Raw genomic sequence first — 17643 nt, 5'->3', positions numbered from 1 at the left:
CCTCCTTGATTTGTAATGATTCATTGTATACGATAGACACTTCAACTATAATCGAAATATGAAATACGGAAAGGTTGATAAAAATGAGTATAAATCCAAATGTGGCGGAGATTGCCTCTCTCCTTGGAGAAAAGTCGCGGGCAACCATTCTAACAAGTTTATTGGACGGGCGTTTTCATACAGCCAGTGAATTAGCTTTTATGGCTGCGATAAAACCTCAAACGGCTAGCTTTCACCTTTCTAAATTGGTAGAAGGTAACCTGGTTAACGTTGAAAAACACGGACGCCATCGTTATTTTCAGCTAGCCAATGGTGAAATCGCACGTATTTTAGAATCGTTTCTTGCAATTTCCCCTCCTCTTGAAGTGCGTTCGTTAAAACAATCTAGCCAAGTAAAATTGCTTCAGAAAGCCAGAACTTGCTATGACCATTTAGCTGGAAAATTAGGAGTTGATTTAACCGAATCGATGTTGAACGCTGGTTATTTGAAAAAAGAAGAAAGAGAACTTGCCGTTACACCTAAAGGAGAACAGTTCTTTACTGATTTCGGTATTGATTTAAGTGAATTAAAAAGAAAACGGCGCTCATTTTCTCACATATGCCTAGACTGGAGTGAGCGTCATCATCATCTTGCTGGCGCTTTAGGGCAAGGACTTCTTACACATTTTTTTGATTTAGGTTGGATCGTTCGAGTTCCATCTATTCGCGCTGTAAAAATCACAGAAAAAGGGAAAGAAGGATTTAATCAGGTTTTTTCTATAAATGTATAATTTAATTCTGAATAAAACCCTCTCCATAATATCCAGATTAGAATTTCTTTCTTTTTTCTATACACAATGAGAGGGTTTTTCTTGTGCTTGAACGCTTAGATCAAACAATTCATTTATTATAAACTTCTATTAACTAGATTATTTTTCTGCTGGAAATTGCTATTTACAAGGAAGATACCAGTAATAATAAAAAATCCACCCACTATGAGTGCAGGGTATAACGGCTCCCCTAATAGTAACCAGCCAGATAATACACCGAAGAAAGGTGCCAAAAATAAAAAGACACTTGTTTTTCCAGGATCACCGTTTTGTAAAAGATAAAACCAAACAGCAAATTGAACAATAGAGGACATAATACTTAACCATAATAAAATGGATAAGGAATTACTGTTCAAAATGAAAACGGGTTTTTCAAGAATAAAGCTGCCAAGTAAAAGTAGTAATCCTCCAAAAAGCATTTGATAGGCGGATAGAACCCATGTATCGAAAAACGCTCCCCATTTTTTAGCTAATAATGTCGAAATTGCCCAAGATACAGAAGAAAAAATTCCGAAAAGAATGCCACTCTTAAATTCAATTTGCGCCCCCATTGTAATACTTACCCCTATTAACCCTAACAAAACACCTATCCATTGATAATGTTTATAGCGTGTTTTTGAAAAGATGGTGCCGAATACAACAACCAATAACGGGTTCGTAAATGTAAGAATGGAGGATTCACTTGCTGTAATAGTCCTTAAACTCAAGAAAATACAACCCATAACACCTGCTGTTTGTAAAGCACCAATAATAACTATTTTTATCCAGTCTCCTTTAGATGTTGGGTGTGGTCTTTTTAAAACGATAACGATTACTGCCATTATGATTCCAGCAAGTGTGAAGCGTAATGCTGCTAATAACAATGGGGACGAATAAGGCAAACCAATTTTAACTACAGCAAAAGAAGAACCCATTAAAAATGTTGTTAAAAGTAGCAACGATGTAAATTTGAAAGTATTCATTTTTTATCTCCCTGCATATTATAATGACCAATCTATGGCTATTATAACTGCTGAATACTTCAGCTATTATCGAAATATGGAATGTAGATGGAGACAATTTAAAAATGATAATAGCTATAATATATTTACCAGAATTATTTAGACTTATTTATTCTAGAAAAATAGAAATATCTCCTTTTAAATTCAAGAAGGATGAATGATCCATTATTACTTCTGTAATATAGGAAGCAGGCAATCCCTCTTGTAACAGTTGCTTCATTATTTTTATGTATGGATTAATATGCTTAAAATATTTTTTTAAGGAGGCACATAGGTAATTTAAATTTGCAAAACCCCATTCTGAGGAAGAACGGGGTTATAATAACATTGTTTATTTTTTTTTGTATACGATTTGCTTGTTCTACCCCTTAAAGGAATCTTGCCATATCGACATCTTTTATGAAGAAGGAATAATAATAGAGAACCGTGTTCCTTTTCCTTTTTCGCTTTTTATTTCGATATCTCCGTTTAATTCTTTAATAATACCGTATGAAATCATAGTGCCCAGCCCGGTTCCCTTCTCTTTTAAAGAATAAAACGGCATAGCGATTCGCTTGATCTCCTCAGGCGACATTCCAATTCCTGAATCAATAATATCAATCACAATATTATTCTTTATCTTTTTCACATTAATTCGTAGTATTCCTCCATTAGTCATGGCTTCAATCCCATTTTTGGCAATGTTAATTAAACACCGTTTTATATTAACGACGTTGGAATTTATATAAAGGGAATATAAATTATCGCTTTCAACTTTAACATTATTTAGGTTAGCCAGCGGTAAAATAACATCGATTACTTCATGGACAATAGGTCTAATATCTATTACTTCTTTCACAACGATTTGTGGTTTTATAAGGGATAAATAATCGTTAATAACGAGTTGCGCTTTATCTAGCTCCATGAGCATGACTTGCACATACTCACCCTTTTGTGTTTCGGAGATTTCGTTTTTACTAAGCATCTGTATAAATCCATATACAGTAGTCAAGGGATTTCTTATTTCATGGGCTATAGACGCAGCTAATTCACTAGTCACTATAAATTTTTCGGCCCGGTGAATTTTTTCTTTCATTTTAAACCTTTCTATCATTCCCTCAATTAGATAAAGAGATAACAAAACAGTAAGAATATTGATTACTATAAAATTGGATAAAAAGTGAATAAACTCAGGCTGAGTTTTAGCACTTATCCTCAATTGGTTCATTAAAGCGAAGATGGAAAAGGAAATGGTGCAAAGAGAAATAAGCAATGTGCTGAACAATATTTTTCTTTTTATAAAATAATCAGCTAAAAAATATTGTCCTAGCAGAATAATGGAAGTGACCATAAAATATACAATAACTGCAGGGAAAAATCCGTTTCCGCCCAAGTAAAAACGGTATAAAAGAAATACAAAGGTGATGAAAGTAAAGCTCCTAAAACCACCATAGAGAACGGCTAAAAGGATTGGGATAAGCCTTAAATCATATATATATCCGGAATCAAGCCTAAAGGGGAACGTCATACAAAGAACGATCGCAATAGATGAAAGAATGGAAATTAATACATTATTACGTACTTCTTTTCCATCTTTATCTAACCAAAATATTTGATAGAAAAAAATACAAAGGATAATAATGAATGCATTTAATAATAGTGTCTGTATCCCCATGCTCAACGCCCCTAAATTGAGTGATAAGTTCTAAAAAGTAAGAAGGTATAAAAGATTAAGATAATTATATACAGTTTTTTATAAAAAAAGCAGGAAATAAAAAATAGAATCAAAAGAATTTCTGTTACAACGTATTCTCTTCTCATTACTAAAAGACTACAATTGCTCGGAATCGATTGTTTAACTATTGGGTGTATCGTAAGTGAAGCTCTCAAAAAAAGCGCTAATATACATTTCTAAATTTGTATATTACCGCCTTAGATTCATTGTTTAAAACCATTAAATTTAACAAAAAAAGTAGTGCCCTCTGATCCTGTTTGAATTTCAATTTTTGCATTATGACGAGCAGCAATGGCATAACATATGCCTAATCCTAAGCCAGTGCCATTATCTTTGGTAGTAAAAAATGGCGTGCCCAATTTTTCTAAAATTTCTGGCCTAATACCTTCTCCTTGGTCCTGCACTGCAAGAACTACACAATCATCTTCTTTGTAGGTTCTGATAGATAGAACTTTCCCTGTGCTCATTGCTTCCAAGCCATTTCGGTATAGATTTATTAATAATTGCCGTATCTCATTACGATTTAACAGTAATTCTGGGATGTCTTTAGTACCGACATGAATATATTTATTTTGATTAAATGCATCAATTTTAATTAATGGAGTAATATCATGAATAATTGAATTTAAATCTAACATTTGTAAATCCGATGTCCTTGTATTGCCCATTGAGAGAAATTCAGTAATAATTGAATTTGCGCGGTCAAGTTCTTCAATCATTAAATTAAAGTAATCATTATGTTTCGCAAATTCATCCTCTTTTTTTAATACCTGCAAGAATCCACGTACCGTTGTCATTGGATTTCTAATCTCATGGCTAATACCTGCTGCCATTTGTCCTATTAATTCTAGGCTGGATAACCTTTTCAATTCCTTCTCATATTTCTTTTTTCCCGTAATGTTTTTAGAAAGACAACAGATGCCCTCATCAAACGGGTAAGCTACTATTTCGTGCCAATATTCGTCTGAGGCTGAACATATTTCGAATTGGACGGGTATCCGCTCTATCATCGCCCGATGAAATTCTTTATATAAGGCCGTATCAACCGCTTCCGGGAAGACGTTCCATATATTCTTGCCTAAAACATCTTTTGTGTTTTTTATTGGTGGTAAATGTTGATGTTTATTTAAGTAAATAAATTTCCATTCTTTATTCAAAGCAAAGAAACCATCCGTAATACTTTCAATGACACTTGTAACTTTTTCATTAGCAGCAGCTAGTTCCCTTGTTCGCTCTTCCACCATGTGTTCAAGTCGGTCCATATATTGCAGGTTTGAAAATGTAGGGGCTGTGGCATCAACGATAGATTTTGCCAGTTGAATTTGGGATTCAAGGTAATTGAGATCTTTTCTCTGTAATTTGACATCAGCAATTACTCCTAAAACTTCTCCCATTGAAACCAATGGTATCATAAGTAGACCCTTAATCTTGAAGCTCCGACAAACATCATGGTCTAGTCTTTCGTTTGTAAATACATCTGGGATGATAATTACATTCTTTGTATGAATAACCTCTTGGATCATCGCTTCATAGCTTTTGGCTTTATGGATCTCCATCCAATCTGCTTCTGTCCAATCACTATCTTTACTTAACTTCGTTGATCTAATTGAGTTTTTGTCTAGCGGATCTAGGAGGTGGGCAGCTAAATTATTGCTATCTAAAGTCTTTCTTAAGTAGAAAAAACATTTATCAAGACACTCCTGTATCGAGGAACACTTCGATAAATCACTTGTAACATCAAGTAACAACTGCTTTTCAGCAATAAGGTTTTCCTTTTGTATTAAATTTTTCGCGTTTTGTATTGCGACTGCAGCCATATTCACATAAGCTTCGACACTTTGAATTTCTGATTCTGTTAGATTCATTGGAGTTCCATAATCAAATAAAAAAACTAGACCAAATAACTCTTGTTCAACTGAGATAGGGAGAGCTAATAAGGATTTAATTTTAAAGGCCTCGACTGGTCTCGGATCCGGCCGATTATCCTTAGAGGTATCAGCGATGTAGATGGTTTTTTTGGTTTCTATAACCTCTCTTGCCAATAGATCTTGTTCAGGTTCAATTACCTGCATATCAAGCGTCATACCATTTATGATATCCGGTTTTCCTGCAAATCCTCTGAACGTTCCATCTTCCTGGGGTAAATAAATACCAACAGCATTACATTGAACAATTTCTTCAGATATGGCCGTTGTTACATGCTGTAAAACTTCTCGTAGTTCTAACTTTGTATTTATTATTTTCGTTATATTCGCAAGGCGAGAATATCTCGTCTGTTCCCTTAACATTTACACGGTCTCCAATCATAGAGCATAATACAATTAACATTATAAATTCCCGTTAATAATTATGGCCTATTGTTATTTTCAAGTTTAATTCATGTCCTCTTTCTCCTCTTATTTTACATATTTTGCATTAATTTAATATAAGGAATAAAGAATTTCATGAAAAGATACTAAACAATTAAATATATAAAAAAAGAGACTCAAAGGCAAGGGGTTCAGACATCACAATCAATTCTAGTTATTTTCAAAAGACTTTCTTCTATTATTTCTTCTAATAACTCCAGTAACGGGAAGCGACCCCAGGAATGACCGTAGGCTAATGAGTATTTTACTTCAACACCTTTTTCAAGAAGTCCAGCTTCTCTTTCGCATTATCTTTCGTGACAATATCGACACCGCTATCAATATTCCTTTTTATCGCTTCTCCCTTTGTCACCTTTAATGCAGCTTCAACGCTTAAATATCCCATATCATAGGGGTTTTGTGCTACTGTACCAGCTAATGTCCCTTTTTCGACTAGCTCAACCATTTTGCTTATTCCATCTGCTCCTGTAACGGGCATGGTAAGTCCTTGTTCCTGAAGAATCTTAACCACAGGAATAGCAAGATAATCAGTTGAGGTAACAACACCTTTAAGATCTGGATGGATCTTCAAAATTGTTTCCATTACCTTGTTCACTTTTTGATCCTGTTGTTTATCATCAATTGCTATTTCTATCGTTTCTGCCGGTATGTTGATCCCTGCAGCTTCTAAACTGGCTTTAGCACCTTTTATCCGTTCCCTTTCCACGGGTGATTCTCTGCCGATGAGAGCCACTTTATCTCCGGGATGCAGCATTGAGGCCATCAATGCCCCTGCTTTTCGCCCTAATTCTACGTTATTGGTACCTATATAAGCCGCTTTATTTACCGAAGGTTCATCTGTATCGATCAGCAATACAGAAATGTTCTTTTTGACAAACTCTTCTAATTTAGGAATAATATCAGCTGAAATGGCTGGAGAGACAACTAATACATCTGGATGCTCTTCAAGAACATTATCCAACATCTTTATTTGTTCTGCGGCTGTATCATTATCCGGTGCCATAATCTTACCATCTACCCTAAAGTCTTTACATCCCTGCTCGACACCCGCGCGAATAATTTCCCAATACTGATTGTCTAACGCTCGCAATACAAAGACGACCTTTGGCTTTTTATCGACAAATTGTTTATAGCTAAAAACGATTAAAATTGCAGAAATAATAGTAAGAGTAAGAAGAAATAGCTTGCTCCTTTTTAACATGCAAACCTTCCTTTTCTATTTTGAAGTTCCTTAGTTTGATTTGAATCGAATGAAAAAGGTTGTCCCTTCGTCTCCCGTCTCGATGTCAATATCTGCCTGATGCCGCTCTGCAACGCTATAGCAAATCGCGAGGCCCAAGCCTGTTCCATTTTCCTTTGTTGTAAAGAACGGCGTTCCTATTTTTTCTAAAATCTCCAGGCTAATCCCTTTCCCCTGATCTTTTATTTCCAAAATGACTGCCTGTTCTTCTGGATATGTTTTGATCGTCAGCTTTCCTCCAGATGACATGGAATCAAGCCCATTTAAGACAATATTTAAGATTAATTGGCGAATTTCTTTCTCATCTACTGGGATATCAGGACAATAATGTAAATCGAGATCTGCTTGTTTTCGCGAACGTAAGGCTTCAGCTTGAATAAGCGGGAATAATGCTTCAATAATTGTATTTAAGTTTTGAACTTTTTTATAACTCACTTTATTTTTTGCCAAATTAAGGAACTCAGTAATAATAGAATTAGCCCTGCTTAGTTCTTCCAACATAAGGTCAACGATCTCTTTAGGTAACCCCTCGCGATTGCCTCTTGCGACTTGCAAAAATCCATAAACGGTGGTCATTGGGTTGCGAATTTCGTGGGCGATTCCGGCAGCCATTTCGCCAATTAAATTTAACCGATCTAGCCTGGACATCTCCCTTTCCAAAAGGACCCTTTCCGTAAAATCTGTCAAAACAAACAGAATACATGGTTCAGGTTGGATGTCAATCATTTCTGTAGACAATAAACCGGCACGGATTTCACCATGTTTTGTCTTATAGCGGATTTTTTTACTACGAAATGGCTGTTCAAGATTAATAGAGTTATCGCCCTGTTCGTCAATAAAATCGAGTAAATTTATTTTTTGATGATATAATTCATCATAACTATAACCCGTAACGTTTATCCAACTTGTATTAACATCTAAATAGGTTTTATCTTTTAACGAAATAAGAGCCACCAAGCTAGGACATGACTCAAAGATTTTCCGAAACCGCTCTTGGGAAACAAAAAGATGGTCAGCAATCTTTTTTCGTTCCTCAATTTCTATTTGCAGTTGCTCGTTTGCTAATAAAAGCTCTAATGTGCGGTCTTTTACCATCTTCTCCATCTGATTGAATTGCTGTTTTTTAACTTCTTCCATCTGCTTTCTTTCCGTCACATTACGAATGGTGCAAACAAAAAATGGTTGACCTTCTACTGCTGCTTCACCAATCTGGATATCCGCAGGAAACGCGCTTTCATCCTTTCTTAATGCAACCGCTTCAATTACACTACCCAGACTTAGATTAATTAAGGAAAAGAACAAATCCGGACAGCTATTTCCATCTTCTCCGCTCACTTTAAGAAAAAGATTGCTGATAGGCTGTCCTACTAATTCATTCTCCCTATAGCCAAACATCGTTTTTACAGCTGGATTTACCGATAAGATACACCCTTGACAATCAAAGGTAACAATCGTATCGAGTAACGTTTCACTAATTACCCTTGCTAACGCTTCTGTCCTTTGCAAATCCAAGGTTGTCTCATCTAACTTTTTATTCACTTCATTTAATTCAGCTGAACGCTGTAACTCACTCTTGCTAATTTCCTCTTTATGTTTTTGATAGATTTCTACAAATTTCTCTATCTTTTGTTTCAATGTTTCAGGTTGAAATGGTTTAAAGATATAATCAATTGCCCCTACGGAGTAACCGCGTTGAACATGTTCCATATCTTGACTAATAGCTGTTATGAAAATAATCGGTGTATGCTTTGTTTTTTCTCTGGCCTTAATTAGTTTAGCCGTTTCAAAGCCATTTAGTCCCGGCATTTGTACGTCTAGTAAAATAACAGCAAATTCTTGTTTAAGCAGACTTTTCAGCGCCGCGTTTCCTGACGTAGCACTAACTAAGTTATAGTGCGGAGACGAGAGGACCGCTTCCAATGCCAGTAGATTCTCAGGATGATTATCCACCATTAAAATATTTACTTTTTGAGTAGTGGTACTATTTAAATTTATGGTACAGTCTTTCTGTTGCATTAAATTCTTCGTAACAGTTTCCATAACTTGTAAATCTAATCCCCTCTCTTTTTCCCAGCCCTAGAAATCCTGACAAACTTAGGCTCTCATAGAGGAGCTGATGGACATCATTTTGCAACCCCTTATTAAAATAGATTAGGACATTACGACAAATAATTAGATCAAACTCATGAAATGAAGAGTCTGTTACTAAATTATGCTCGGCAAACACCACGTTTTTTTTTAGTGCAGGGTGGAAAACAACTTGGTCTGCAACCACCTTATAGTATTCTGAAAAAGCCCTAGATCCACCAGCTAGTAAATAATTTTTTGTGTATAGCTGCATATCGGCTAAAGAAAAAGCACCTTTCTTCGCCTTTTCTAACACACTTGTATTTATATCGGTTGCATAAATTTTTGTTTTTTCATATAGGCCCTCTTCCTGTAACAAAATGGCCATTGAATACACTTCTTCACCAGTAGAGCAGCCCACATGCCAAATTCGAATTTCAGGATAATCTCTTAATAATGGAATGAGATCTGTTCGCAAAGACTTAAAAAAGCTAGGATCACGAAACATTTCAGTTACATTTATAGAAAAATCGGAAAATAATCCATTCATGACGATTGGATCACGCAATATTTTTTCCTGTAAAGCAGATATACTCATTAGATTTTCTTTTTGAACACGTTGCAAAATTCTCCTTTGAATGAAGGAACGGGCATAATTTCGAAAATCGTAACCGTAATAACGATATATCGCTTCAAGGAGCAATTCTATTTCAATATTTTCTATCATTTGGCTCGATGTTTGTTTTTGGAGGGTTTCCCTTTTTTGAATCGTAATCGCTTATCATTCCTTTCTGTACAACCATACATGCATAAGCGAGAATAACTGATCTAAGTTTAGCGGCTTACTGATATAGTCCGTTGCTCCTGCATTTAAACATTCTTTACGACTGTGTTTCATCGCCTTTGCTGTAAGGGCAATAATCGGTAAGGTTGTAAACATAGATTTGCGTCGAATTGTCCGTATTGCCTCAAATCCATCCATTTCAGGCATCATTATGTCCATTAGAATAAGATCTATATCAGGATTATCATTTAAGACTTCAATCCCTTCGCGGCCATTGTCTGCCACAAGAATTTCCATGTCATATTTCTCTAAGGCAATCGTAAGTGCATAAACATTTCGGATATCATCATCGACAATAAGGACCTTTTTATTTTTTAGCAGGTAGGCTCCAAGTTGTTTATTGCTACTTTCTTCATCATCCATTGAGTTAGTTACTTCTTGTGGTTCATGCTCAGTCTCGAGGCCTGCCGAAGCTTCATTAATATAATCGATTACCTCTTTCGGCTCGTTTACTTGATTGTAAGGCAGATATAAAGTAAAATTACTGCCCTTTCCTACTTGACTCGTTAACTCAATAAACCCGCCTAATAAATAAGCTAATTTACGGCAAATTGATAATCCTAGTCCTGTACCACCATATTTTCGACTCGTCGTTCCATCAGCTTGTTTAAAGGCATCAAATATCGTCCCTTGTTCTTCACTAGCTATGCCAATTCCAGTATCAATCACGGAGAAGGCTAGCATAGATTCTCCATGTAAACGTTGCTGCCGAGTGGTTTCTTTTATTACATTCCGAACAAGTAGTGACACACTTCCACTTTCAGTGAATTTAAATGCATTTGAGAGCAGATTTTTTAAAATTTGCTGCAAACGATGTTCATCGGTATAGAAACTCGATGGTAAATCAGGTTCCGCTTGAACGATCAATTGAATATTTTTCTTATTGGCAATGGGTGAAAATTGCTGCTTAATGTAATCTTCCACATTATGGAAATCTAGTTCTCGATGAATCACTTCTAACTTTCCTGATTCTACCTTTGCTAAATCGAGAATATCATTGATTAAATGTAATAAATCATTCCCAGAAGAATAAATGGTCCGAATATACTCCGCTTGTTTTGCTGTAAGATTGCCATCACCGTTATCGGCAAGGATCTGTGCTAAAATAAGCAAACTATTAAGTGGCGTTCTTAGCTCATGGGACATATTAGCAAGAAATTCTGATTTATATTGAGAGCTAATTTCTAATTGTTTCGCTTTTTCTTCAAGTTCCTCTTTTACTTTCTCTAGCTCTTCTTTTTTAAGGACAGAGGTTGCATATTGCTCCTCCAGTTGTTCATTTGTCGTCCTTAGCTCCTCTTGCTGTAATTGCAGTTCTTCAGATTGAGCTTGCAGTTCTTCTGTTAAGGTTTGTGATTCTTGTAATAACCTTTCCGCTTTCATGTGATTTAAAATACTTTTTAGTGTAATTCCAGTTGTAGGGATAACTTCCTCGAGTAGCATGATTTGGGAAGGACTAAATGATTCAAAGGAGGCAATTTCGATGACAGCCAGTACCTCATCTTCATTTTGTATCGGTAAGATGATAATATTCTTCGGTGAAGCTCCGCCCATACCCGAACGTATTTTTAAATAATTATCCGGAACTTGATTTAGGAAGATGGGCTGCTTCTCAAGCGCACATTGCCCGATCAGACCCTCTCCCATACGAAAGGATTCAAATTCCTTATTTTGATTAAAAAATGCGTAACCGGCGATTTTTTTCAAATACTGTTCGTTTCCTTCCACCGTCTTTATATAGAAAACCCCATTACTAGCTCCTACCATTGGTACAAGCTTTGAAATGAACAATTCGGCAAGCATCTGTACATCTTTAGCTTCTGGGTACATCGCTAGGATTTCAGCAAGTTTCGTTTTAAGCCAGCTATGCTCTTCTGATTCTTCTATTAATTTTTTTTCTCGTTTACTGTGGGCTTCCAGCTCTGACACCATTTTGTTAAAAGCAGTGGCGATGGCACCAATTTCATCTTTAGAGAAAATCTCAATCCGCGGCAGGGCATCGGTGCTACTATTGGTCACACTTTTCATGACAGTCGTTACTTGGTTGAGATTCTTTGTCATTCCTCTAATAATCCAAATAATAAAACCTATTCCTAAACTCAAACAGATGGCAAGATACACATAAATTGTCGTGACAGCCCAATGGTATGTGTCTCGGGATCGATAAAGTTCATTTTTCATCTCTTGTTCTTGCAATCCGCGGAGAAGTTCCGCATTTTGAAGCATTCTTTCCCTGGTGAGCTTCAAATCTTTCAACATCTCTGGTTGAATTACCACTTTAGGATCGATTTTTTTAATAGCAATTACTTGCTGTACTTTAGTTAGATAAGATTCCCGGAGTACTTTATATTTTGCAATTAATTCATGAGTCTTTTCTTTACTATCTATCCTTTCAAGTGACTCCATCGCTTGGTTGATATTGATGTTCGAGTCTTCCAAAACATTAATGGAAGTATCAATCGTTTCATTTGATTGATTGAGGATAATCCCATTCAACTCTCGAGCAATATTAACTGTCTCGTATTTAATCGTTGAAGCCATATTGATTCGTTCATATTTATCGGAAATAACTACATCGATATTCACCAAAGATTGTTCCAGCATATTCATTAAAATGATGACACAGATTGAAATTAACACGATTATTGAACCTATGCTCGCATAGAGCTTTGTTCTAAATTTCATACGGCCTCCTAACCTACCCACGTTGCCCTTTATACTAATGTTTCAATGAATATAGTAATTTCGCAATATTCACACATTCAAAAACATAATAAACCCTTTTATTTATTTGACTTAAAATTCTTTCTTATTACGACAAATTATAGCACATTTTGCAAAGCACTAAATGGAAATATTTTTTTGAAAAATAGGAAATCAAAAATAGGTCAGTCCCTCGCCGCTTTAACAAAGGGCGGAGGACTAACCCAAACCAGACCTAGATTCATTGCTTTTTAGTTACTATCCATCAATCTGATTTCTTGGATCCTAAGGCATGATGGAAACCCCAATTAAACAAACAACTTCACCTATCCAATCGTATGTATCTGGTATTTCTTTTCAACACCCAAGACCTCAACACCAAAAGACAGAAAGAACAATAACTGAAGCATAAGAACCGTCCCCTTGCTTCTACCCTTGCTTCTATTTCTTTTGGTTGCCGCTGACGAAATTTTGGATATATTCAAGTTGCTCTTCATTTGGGACTGTCTTTCGTACCTCTTTAAATCTAGCTACCGCTTTTTCAAGAAGAACTTCATTACCTACAATTTCCCCGATACTGGTTAGTTCATCAAAGAAGTTCCACATTTCTTCACGGTTTTTCGGATCTTGATGTCCGGTCACATAGGTATTTACATCGTATTTTTTAATTTTGTCTACTAAAATTAAGAGTTCATTCTGGTCATAGCTCCATTCGCCGCTATAAAAGTCCTGATAGATGCAATCACCTAGAAACATTACTTTTTCATCAGGAATATAAATGATGGATGAATCCTTTGCATGGACCCCTCCGACATGCTCTACTACACAGGTGACACCGCCCAAATCCATTTCGATTTCATTCGTAAACGTTAGATCAGGCAACTTCAACTCCAATCGATCCCGCTTAGGCATTTCAAGTTTTATCATATCACGACAAAACTCAATTTCTTCACCAGACTCTACTCGTGCATCTAATGCAGCATCGTCCCATTTTAGCGTTTTTAAATAATCTAATTTCTTCTTTGTTTCTTCATGACTTATGGTTAATAAGTTCATCGTTTTCATACCAAAAATATGATCCCAATGCCAATGTGTAATCACAACAAATTTCACCGGCGGTATATCCATTTTTTCTACAAGATCGAGAAAATCCCTCGCATGTGCCGGTGAATTCCCAGAATCAACAATCACGCTAAAGGCATCCCCGCAAATTAAACCTAATGCCGGACGATCAGTATCTGCATAATGCGGCATATAATATACTCTATTGGCTAGTTTTTTCAGCATTTACATTCCTTCTCTCTTGTGTTCGAAAAATAAGATACCAACATACTACTAATTTTAAGTTTACTTCTCAAGTTTTTCTTTTAAAAACAAAGGGAACGGTCCTTACACTTCCATTTTTGGAAGCATAAGGACCGTTCCTCTGCTTTAGATAACCATTTTTTTATTTTCTTGCAGTTGTAATTCTTGTTCTGCCACACCGCCGTGCTCGCGGGTCTTTTTAATTTTAAAGTGATAAATGAGGTAGCAGGCTATAACAAACGGAACTCCTAAATAAAGGGCTAAACGTTGTTCTGAGTCAAACGCTAAACTTGCCAATACGATACAGTTTAAAGTTAAGGCGATTATGGGAAGTACAGGATAAAACGGGGTTCTAAATTTCAGATCCTCTACCTTACCGCCTTCTCGGATGAACTTTCTACGGAAGGCAATTTGTGAAGCTGTAATGGAAATCCATCCAACTTGAGCGCCTAATCCTGCAATCGAAAGCAGCCAAACAAATACCGTTTCCTCTGCAAAAAATCCTGACAATAACGATAATAACGCGATCCCAATCGTTAAGACAAGGGCGTTTATCGGAACTCCTTGTTTAGTTACTTTTGTCAGTTTAGGACTGGTCATTTTTTCTTTCGACATCGCATAAAGCATCCGTGTTGCGGCATACAGCCCAGAGTTTGCAACGGATAGTAATGCCGTCAGAATAACAAAGTTCATAATGTCTGCTGCATATGGTATACCGATACTATCAAAAACCACCACAAATGGACTTTCAATGACGCCTGCTTGTTTCATTGGTATTAAACTCGCTAATACAAAAATGGCTAGGACGAAGAAAAACAGCGTACGCCAAACCGTTTGCTTAATCGATTTAGGGATGGTCTTCTCCGGTTCTTCACTTTCACCAGCAGCAATCCCAATTAATTCTGTGCCCTGAAACGAAAAGTTAACCGCAATCATCGTAATAATTAATGCCGTAAACCCATGTGGCAGGAGACCATGTGCTGTAAAGTTTGAGAAAAAGGGTGCCGGTTGTCCACCTTTCATGTGGATCAAACCAAACATCGCCGCTCCGCCAAGGACAATAAAAGCAAGGATGGCGAAAATTTTAATACTTGAGAACCAAAATTCTGTTTCTCCAAACGCACGTGCTGAAAGGGCATTAAGTGAAAATAATACCACAGCAAAAACCGCACACCAGACCCAACCTGGCGACCCAGGAAACCATCTTTGCATAAGTTGTCCTGCGGATAATAACTCCAAAGCAACCGTTACAGACCAACCTAACCAATAGAGCCAGCCAAGTGCAAATCCCGTTCCTGGACCAATAAATTTAGTGGTATAGGTTTGGAATGATCCCGATACAGGCATGGCTACCGATAATTCCCCTAAACAAAGCATTGTCAAAAACATGATCATGCCGCCAACCACGTAAGAAAGTATTGCCCCAGTTGGTCCAGCTTGGCTAATCGTGTAACCCGAACCTAAGAAAAGCCCCGACCCAATTACTCCGCCTAGAGAGATCATAAACAAATGCCGTGTCTTCATTGTTCGTTTTAATTCATGTGTTGCATTGTTCTCCTGTAGATTCATTAACCTTCCCCCTCGTATCACTGAAAACTAATATGGCGTTTTGCTCCGCCCCTCAGAGAATGCGCTTTCAATATTTTACATTAACTTTTCTACAATAGTAAACTCGTAACAAAATTTTGTTACATAAAAAGATTAGTACATTTGCGTATTTCTATCAACAACCAAATCTTTCTAATATTTCTACTATTTCAACACCTTTTATATATGCAATTTCTATGCCAACGTACAGATGCCCTACTTTTGAACAATTATTTTAAAATAGTGCCAAATATATTGGCACTATTTTAAAATAATTTTGCACTAAGATGCAAAAAAAAGAACAGTCCCCCACCGATTTAATGGAAGGCATGTAGCCTGGAGAGAAAAAGGACCTGACCCCATTCAACAATTGGGAGCAGGTCGTTTTTTCATATAATGGTATGAGTTATTTATTTGACTTCAATTGATGGTATTGCTCAATAATTCCTTGGAACAAAGACGACGTTGCATCAAGTTGTGTAAATTTCTTAATCGCTTCTTCTAGTCCTTTTTCATTGATGGTCGTTTGGACTTGGACAGCTTCTTCATCACCTTGATAGTCGTACATGAGTGCTGCGGCAATCCCCTTTAATAGATATTCAGGGTCTTTTCCGATGACCGCCTGATATTGCCTTGCAGGGCTGACGAGGCGGTCCTTTGGTCCAAGCTTGCGGATTGGTGAACGCCCTACTCTTGTCACTTCGTCAACAATATAAGAATTAGAGAAACGGCCGATAATCTTTTCAATATATTTGTTATGTTCTTCTTCGTTAAAGTCATATTTTCCAACTAGAAACGCACCGCTTTCTTTAATCGCACCTTCCACTAACCCGCGAATTTGCTCGTTCTCCATCGCACGATTAATCGTTTCCATTCCAAAATAATAGCCAAAATAAGCAGCCAGCGCATGGCCTGTATTAACGGTAAATAACTTACGCTCAATAAAAGGCACTAATTCTTGAACATAGGTGATTCCCTTAACAGACGGTTTTTCTCCAACAATCTTCGGTTCCTCCACTACCCATTCATAAAACGGTTCAACCTTCACCATGAGTTTATCTTCATTGACCTGATTCGGCACAATCCGGTCAACAGCGGAATCTGGAAAGCCAAAGCGCCCTTCAAATTGCGCTTTTTCATCAGCTGTTAATTTTTCAAAAATCTTTTCTTTTAAAAGGGAACTGCCGCCAATCATATTTTCACAAGCAATAATATTGAGAGGCTTATCTGATTGCTCGACACGTTTGCGCAGACCATCTGCAATCAACCCTGCAATCAGTGGAAGAATGTTCGGTCCGATTGCCGTTGTGACTAGATCTGCCTCAGCAATGGCTGCCATCACTTGTTCCGGGTTTACCGCACTGTTGATGGCTCTGACATTTTTTATCGTAACTTCTTCTTGGGATGACTCAGCAAGAACGACACGATACTCGTTCTTTTCGTTTAGTAAATTCACAATTTCACTATTTACATCCACAAAGCAAGTTTCATATCCTGAATGATATAACAAATTCCCGATAAAGCCGCGGCCAATGTTTCCTGCTCCAAAATGAACGGCTAACATCTTAGTTCACCTCTGCAAAAATTGCTAAAATTTCATCGGCTGTTTTTGCAGCAACAAGCTTTTCAATATTTTCTTCCTCCGAACAAACAATTGCAATATTTGATAGAATGTCTAAATGTTCGTTGTCTTTACCAGCAATCCCAATTAGCAGCTTTACAATGTTGCCGCCCCCAAAATCAACACCTTGTGGTACTTGAACGAAGGAAATTCCTGATTCCTTAACAAAGGACTTTGAATCTTCAGTACCATGTGGGATTGCGACAAAATTACCCATATAAGTAGAAGTTAATGCTTCTCTTTCTAGCATTTTTTCGATATAGCTTGCGTCTACATAACCTTTTTCCACAAGAATACTTCCTGTTAAGCGGATGGCTTCTTCTTTTGTCCCTACTGCTGTATTTAATAAAATATTTTCTTTTGCCAAAATGGATTTCGTCATA

Annotated in this window: 12 protein-coding genes; 1 reads left to right on the top strand and 11 read right to left on the bottom strand. The window is 36.8% G+C overall.

Annotation, left to right across the window (positions count from 1 at the left end; all coding sequences use genetic code 11):
• Positions 1-83: 83 nt before the first annotated feature.
• Positions 84-770: an ArsR/SmtB family transcription factor gene (locus ACIQXV_RS21325; RefSeq protein ID WP_402961908.1), complete on the top strand. Its 687-nt coding sequence runs from the start codon at positions 84-86 to the stop codon at positions 768-770.
• Positions 771-886: 116 nt separating this feature from the next.
• On the opposite strand, the gene ACIQXV_RS21320 is transcribed toward ACIQXV_RS21325, so the two are convergent.
• The 11 genes from ACIQXV_RS21320 to ACIQXV_RS21270 form a co-directional block, all read right to left on the bottom strand.
• On the bottom strand, positions 887-1771 hold the full coding sequence (locus tag ACIQXV_RS21320; RefSeq protein ID WP_402961906.1) for a DMT family transporter: 885 nt from the start codon (positions 1769-1771) through the stop codon (positions 887-889).
• Between the two features lie 436 nt (positions 1772-2207).
• Entirely contained in the window at positions 2208-3464 is a 1257-nt protein-coding gene (locus ACIQXV_RS21315; RefSeq protein WP_402961904.1) for an ATP-binding protein, read from the bottom strand.
• Between the two features lie 263 nt (positions 3465-3727).
• A complete protein-coding gene (locus tag ACIQXV_RS21310) occupies positions 3728-5812 on the bottom strand; it encodes a GAF domain-containing protein (protein WP_402961902.1) in 2085 nt (694 codons plus the stop codon).
• 325 nt (positions 5813-6137) lie between these two features.
• Positions 6138-7094 (bottom strand): sugar ABC transporter substrate-binding protein, encoded by a 957-nt coding sequence (locus ACIQXV_RS21305; protein ID WP_402961900.1) that lies wholly within the window; start codon positions 7092-7094, stop codon positions 6138-6140.
• Positions 7095-7124: 30 nt separating this feature from the next.
• Positions 7125-9173: a PAS domain S-box protein gene (locus ACIQXV_RS21300; protein ID WP_402961899.1), complete on the bottom strand. Its 2049-nt coding sequence runs from the start codon at positions 9171-9173 to the stop codon at positions 7125-7127.
• Positions 9115-9927 (bottom strand): CheR family methyltransferase, encoded by an 813-nt coding sequence (locus ACIQXV_RS21295; RefSeq protein WP_402961897.1) that lies wholly within the window; start codon positions 9925-9927, stop codon positions 9115-9117. Before ACIQXV_RS21295 ends, ACIQXV_RS21300 begins: the two co-directional genes overlap by 59 nt.
• Before the next feature lie 54 nt (positions 9928-9981).
• Entirely contained in the window at positions 9982-12729 is a 2748-nt protein-coding gene (locus ACIQXV_RS21290) for a response regulator (RefSeq protein WP_402961895.1), read from the bottom strand.
• 459 nt (positions 12730-13188) lie between these two features.
• Positions 13189-14034 carry an MBL fold metallo-hydrolase gene (locus tag ACIQXV_RS21285; protein WP_402961893.1) on the bottom strand — a complete coding sequence of 282 codons (846 nt, stop codon included), beginning with the start codon at positions 14032-14034 and terminating at the stop codon, positions 13189-13191.
• Positions 14035-14178: 144 nt separating this feature from the next.
• On the bottom strand, positions 14179-15621 hold the full coding sequence (locus ACIQXV_RS21280; RefSeq protein WP_402961892.1) for an amino acid permease: 1443 nt from the start codon (positions 15619-15621) through the stop codon (positions 14179-14181).
• A gap of 424 nt (positions 15622-16045) precedes the next feature.
• Positions 16046-17203, bottom strand: a complete 1158-nt coding sequence (locus ACIQXV_RS21275) for a mannitol-1-phosphate 5-dehydrogenase (protein ID WP_402961890.1) — start codon at positions 17201-17203, stop codon at positions 16046-16048.
• 1 nt (position 17204) lies between these two features.
• Positions 17205-17642 (bottom strand): PTS mannitol transporter subunit IIA, encoded by a 438-nt coding sequence (locus ACIQXV_RS21270; protein WP_402961888.1) that lies wholly within the window; start codon positions 17640-17642, stop codon positions 17205-17207.
• Between the last annotated feature and the right edge of the window lies 1 nt (position 17643).

The sequence above is a fragment of the Neobacillus sp. NPDC097160 genome, assembly GCF_044762155.1.
Taxonomy (GTDB): domain Bacteria; phylum Bacillota; class Bacilli; order Bacillales; family Cytobacillaceae; genus Neobacillus.
This window is presented reverse-complemented; position numbering and strand designations above follow the sequence as displayed.

Coding starts and splice junctions, on each gene's coding strand:
- ACIQXV_RS21325 (WP_402961908.1), top strand. CDS start 84: ATGAGTATAAATCCAAATGTGGCGGAGATTGCCTCTCTCCTTGGAGAA.
- ACIQXV_RS21320 (WP_402961906.1), bottom strand. CDS start 1,771: ATGAATACTTTCAAATTTACATCGTTGCTACTTTTAACAACATTTTTA.
- ACIQXV_RS21315 (WP_402961904.1), bottom strand. CDS start 3,464: ATGGGGATACAGACACTATTATTAAATGCATTCATTATTATCCTTTGT.
- ACIQXV_RS21310 (WP_402961902.1), bottom strand. CDS start 5,812: ATGTTAAGGGAACAGACGAGATATTCTCGCCTTGCGAATATAACGAAA.
- ACIQXV_RS21305 (WP_402961900.1), bottom strand. CDS start 7,094: ATGTTAAAAAGGAGCAAGCTATTTCTTCTTACTCTTACTATTATTTCT.
- ACIQXV_RS21300 (WP_402961899.1), bottom strand. CDS start 9,173: ATGGAAACTGTTACGAAGAATTTAATGCAACAGAAAGACTGTACCATA.
- ACIQXV_RS21295 (WP_402961897.1), bottom strand. CDS start 9,927: ATGATAGAAAATATTGAAATAGAATTGCTCCTTGAAGCGATATATCGT.
- ACIQXV_RS21290 (WP_402961895.1), bottom strand. CDS start 12,729: ATGAAATTTAGAACAAAGCTCTATGCGAGCATAGGTTCAATAATCGTG.
- ACIQXV_RS21285 (WP_402961893.1), bottom strand. CDS start 14,034: ATGCTGAAAAAACTAGCCAATAGAGTATATTATATGCCGCATTATGCA.
- ACIQXV_RS21280 (WP_402961892.1), bottom strand. CDS start 15,621: ATGAATCTACAGGAGAACAATGCAACACATGAATTAAAACGAACAATG.
- ACIQXV_RS21275 (WP_402961890.1), bottom strand. CDS start 17,203: ATGTTAGCCGTTCATTTTGGAGCAGGAAACATTGGCCGCGGCTTTATC.
- ACIQXV_RS21270 (WP_402961888.1), bottom strand. CDS start 17,642: ATGACGAAATCCATTTTGGCAAAAGAAAATATTTTATTAAATACAGCA.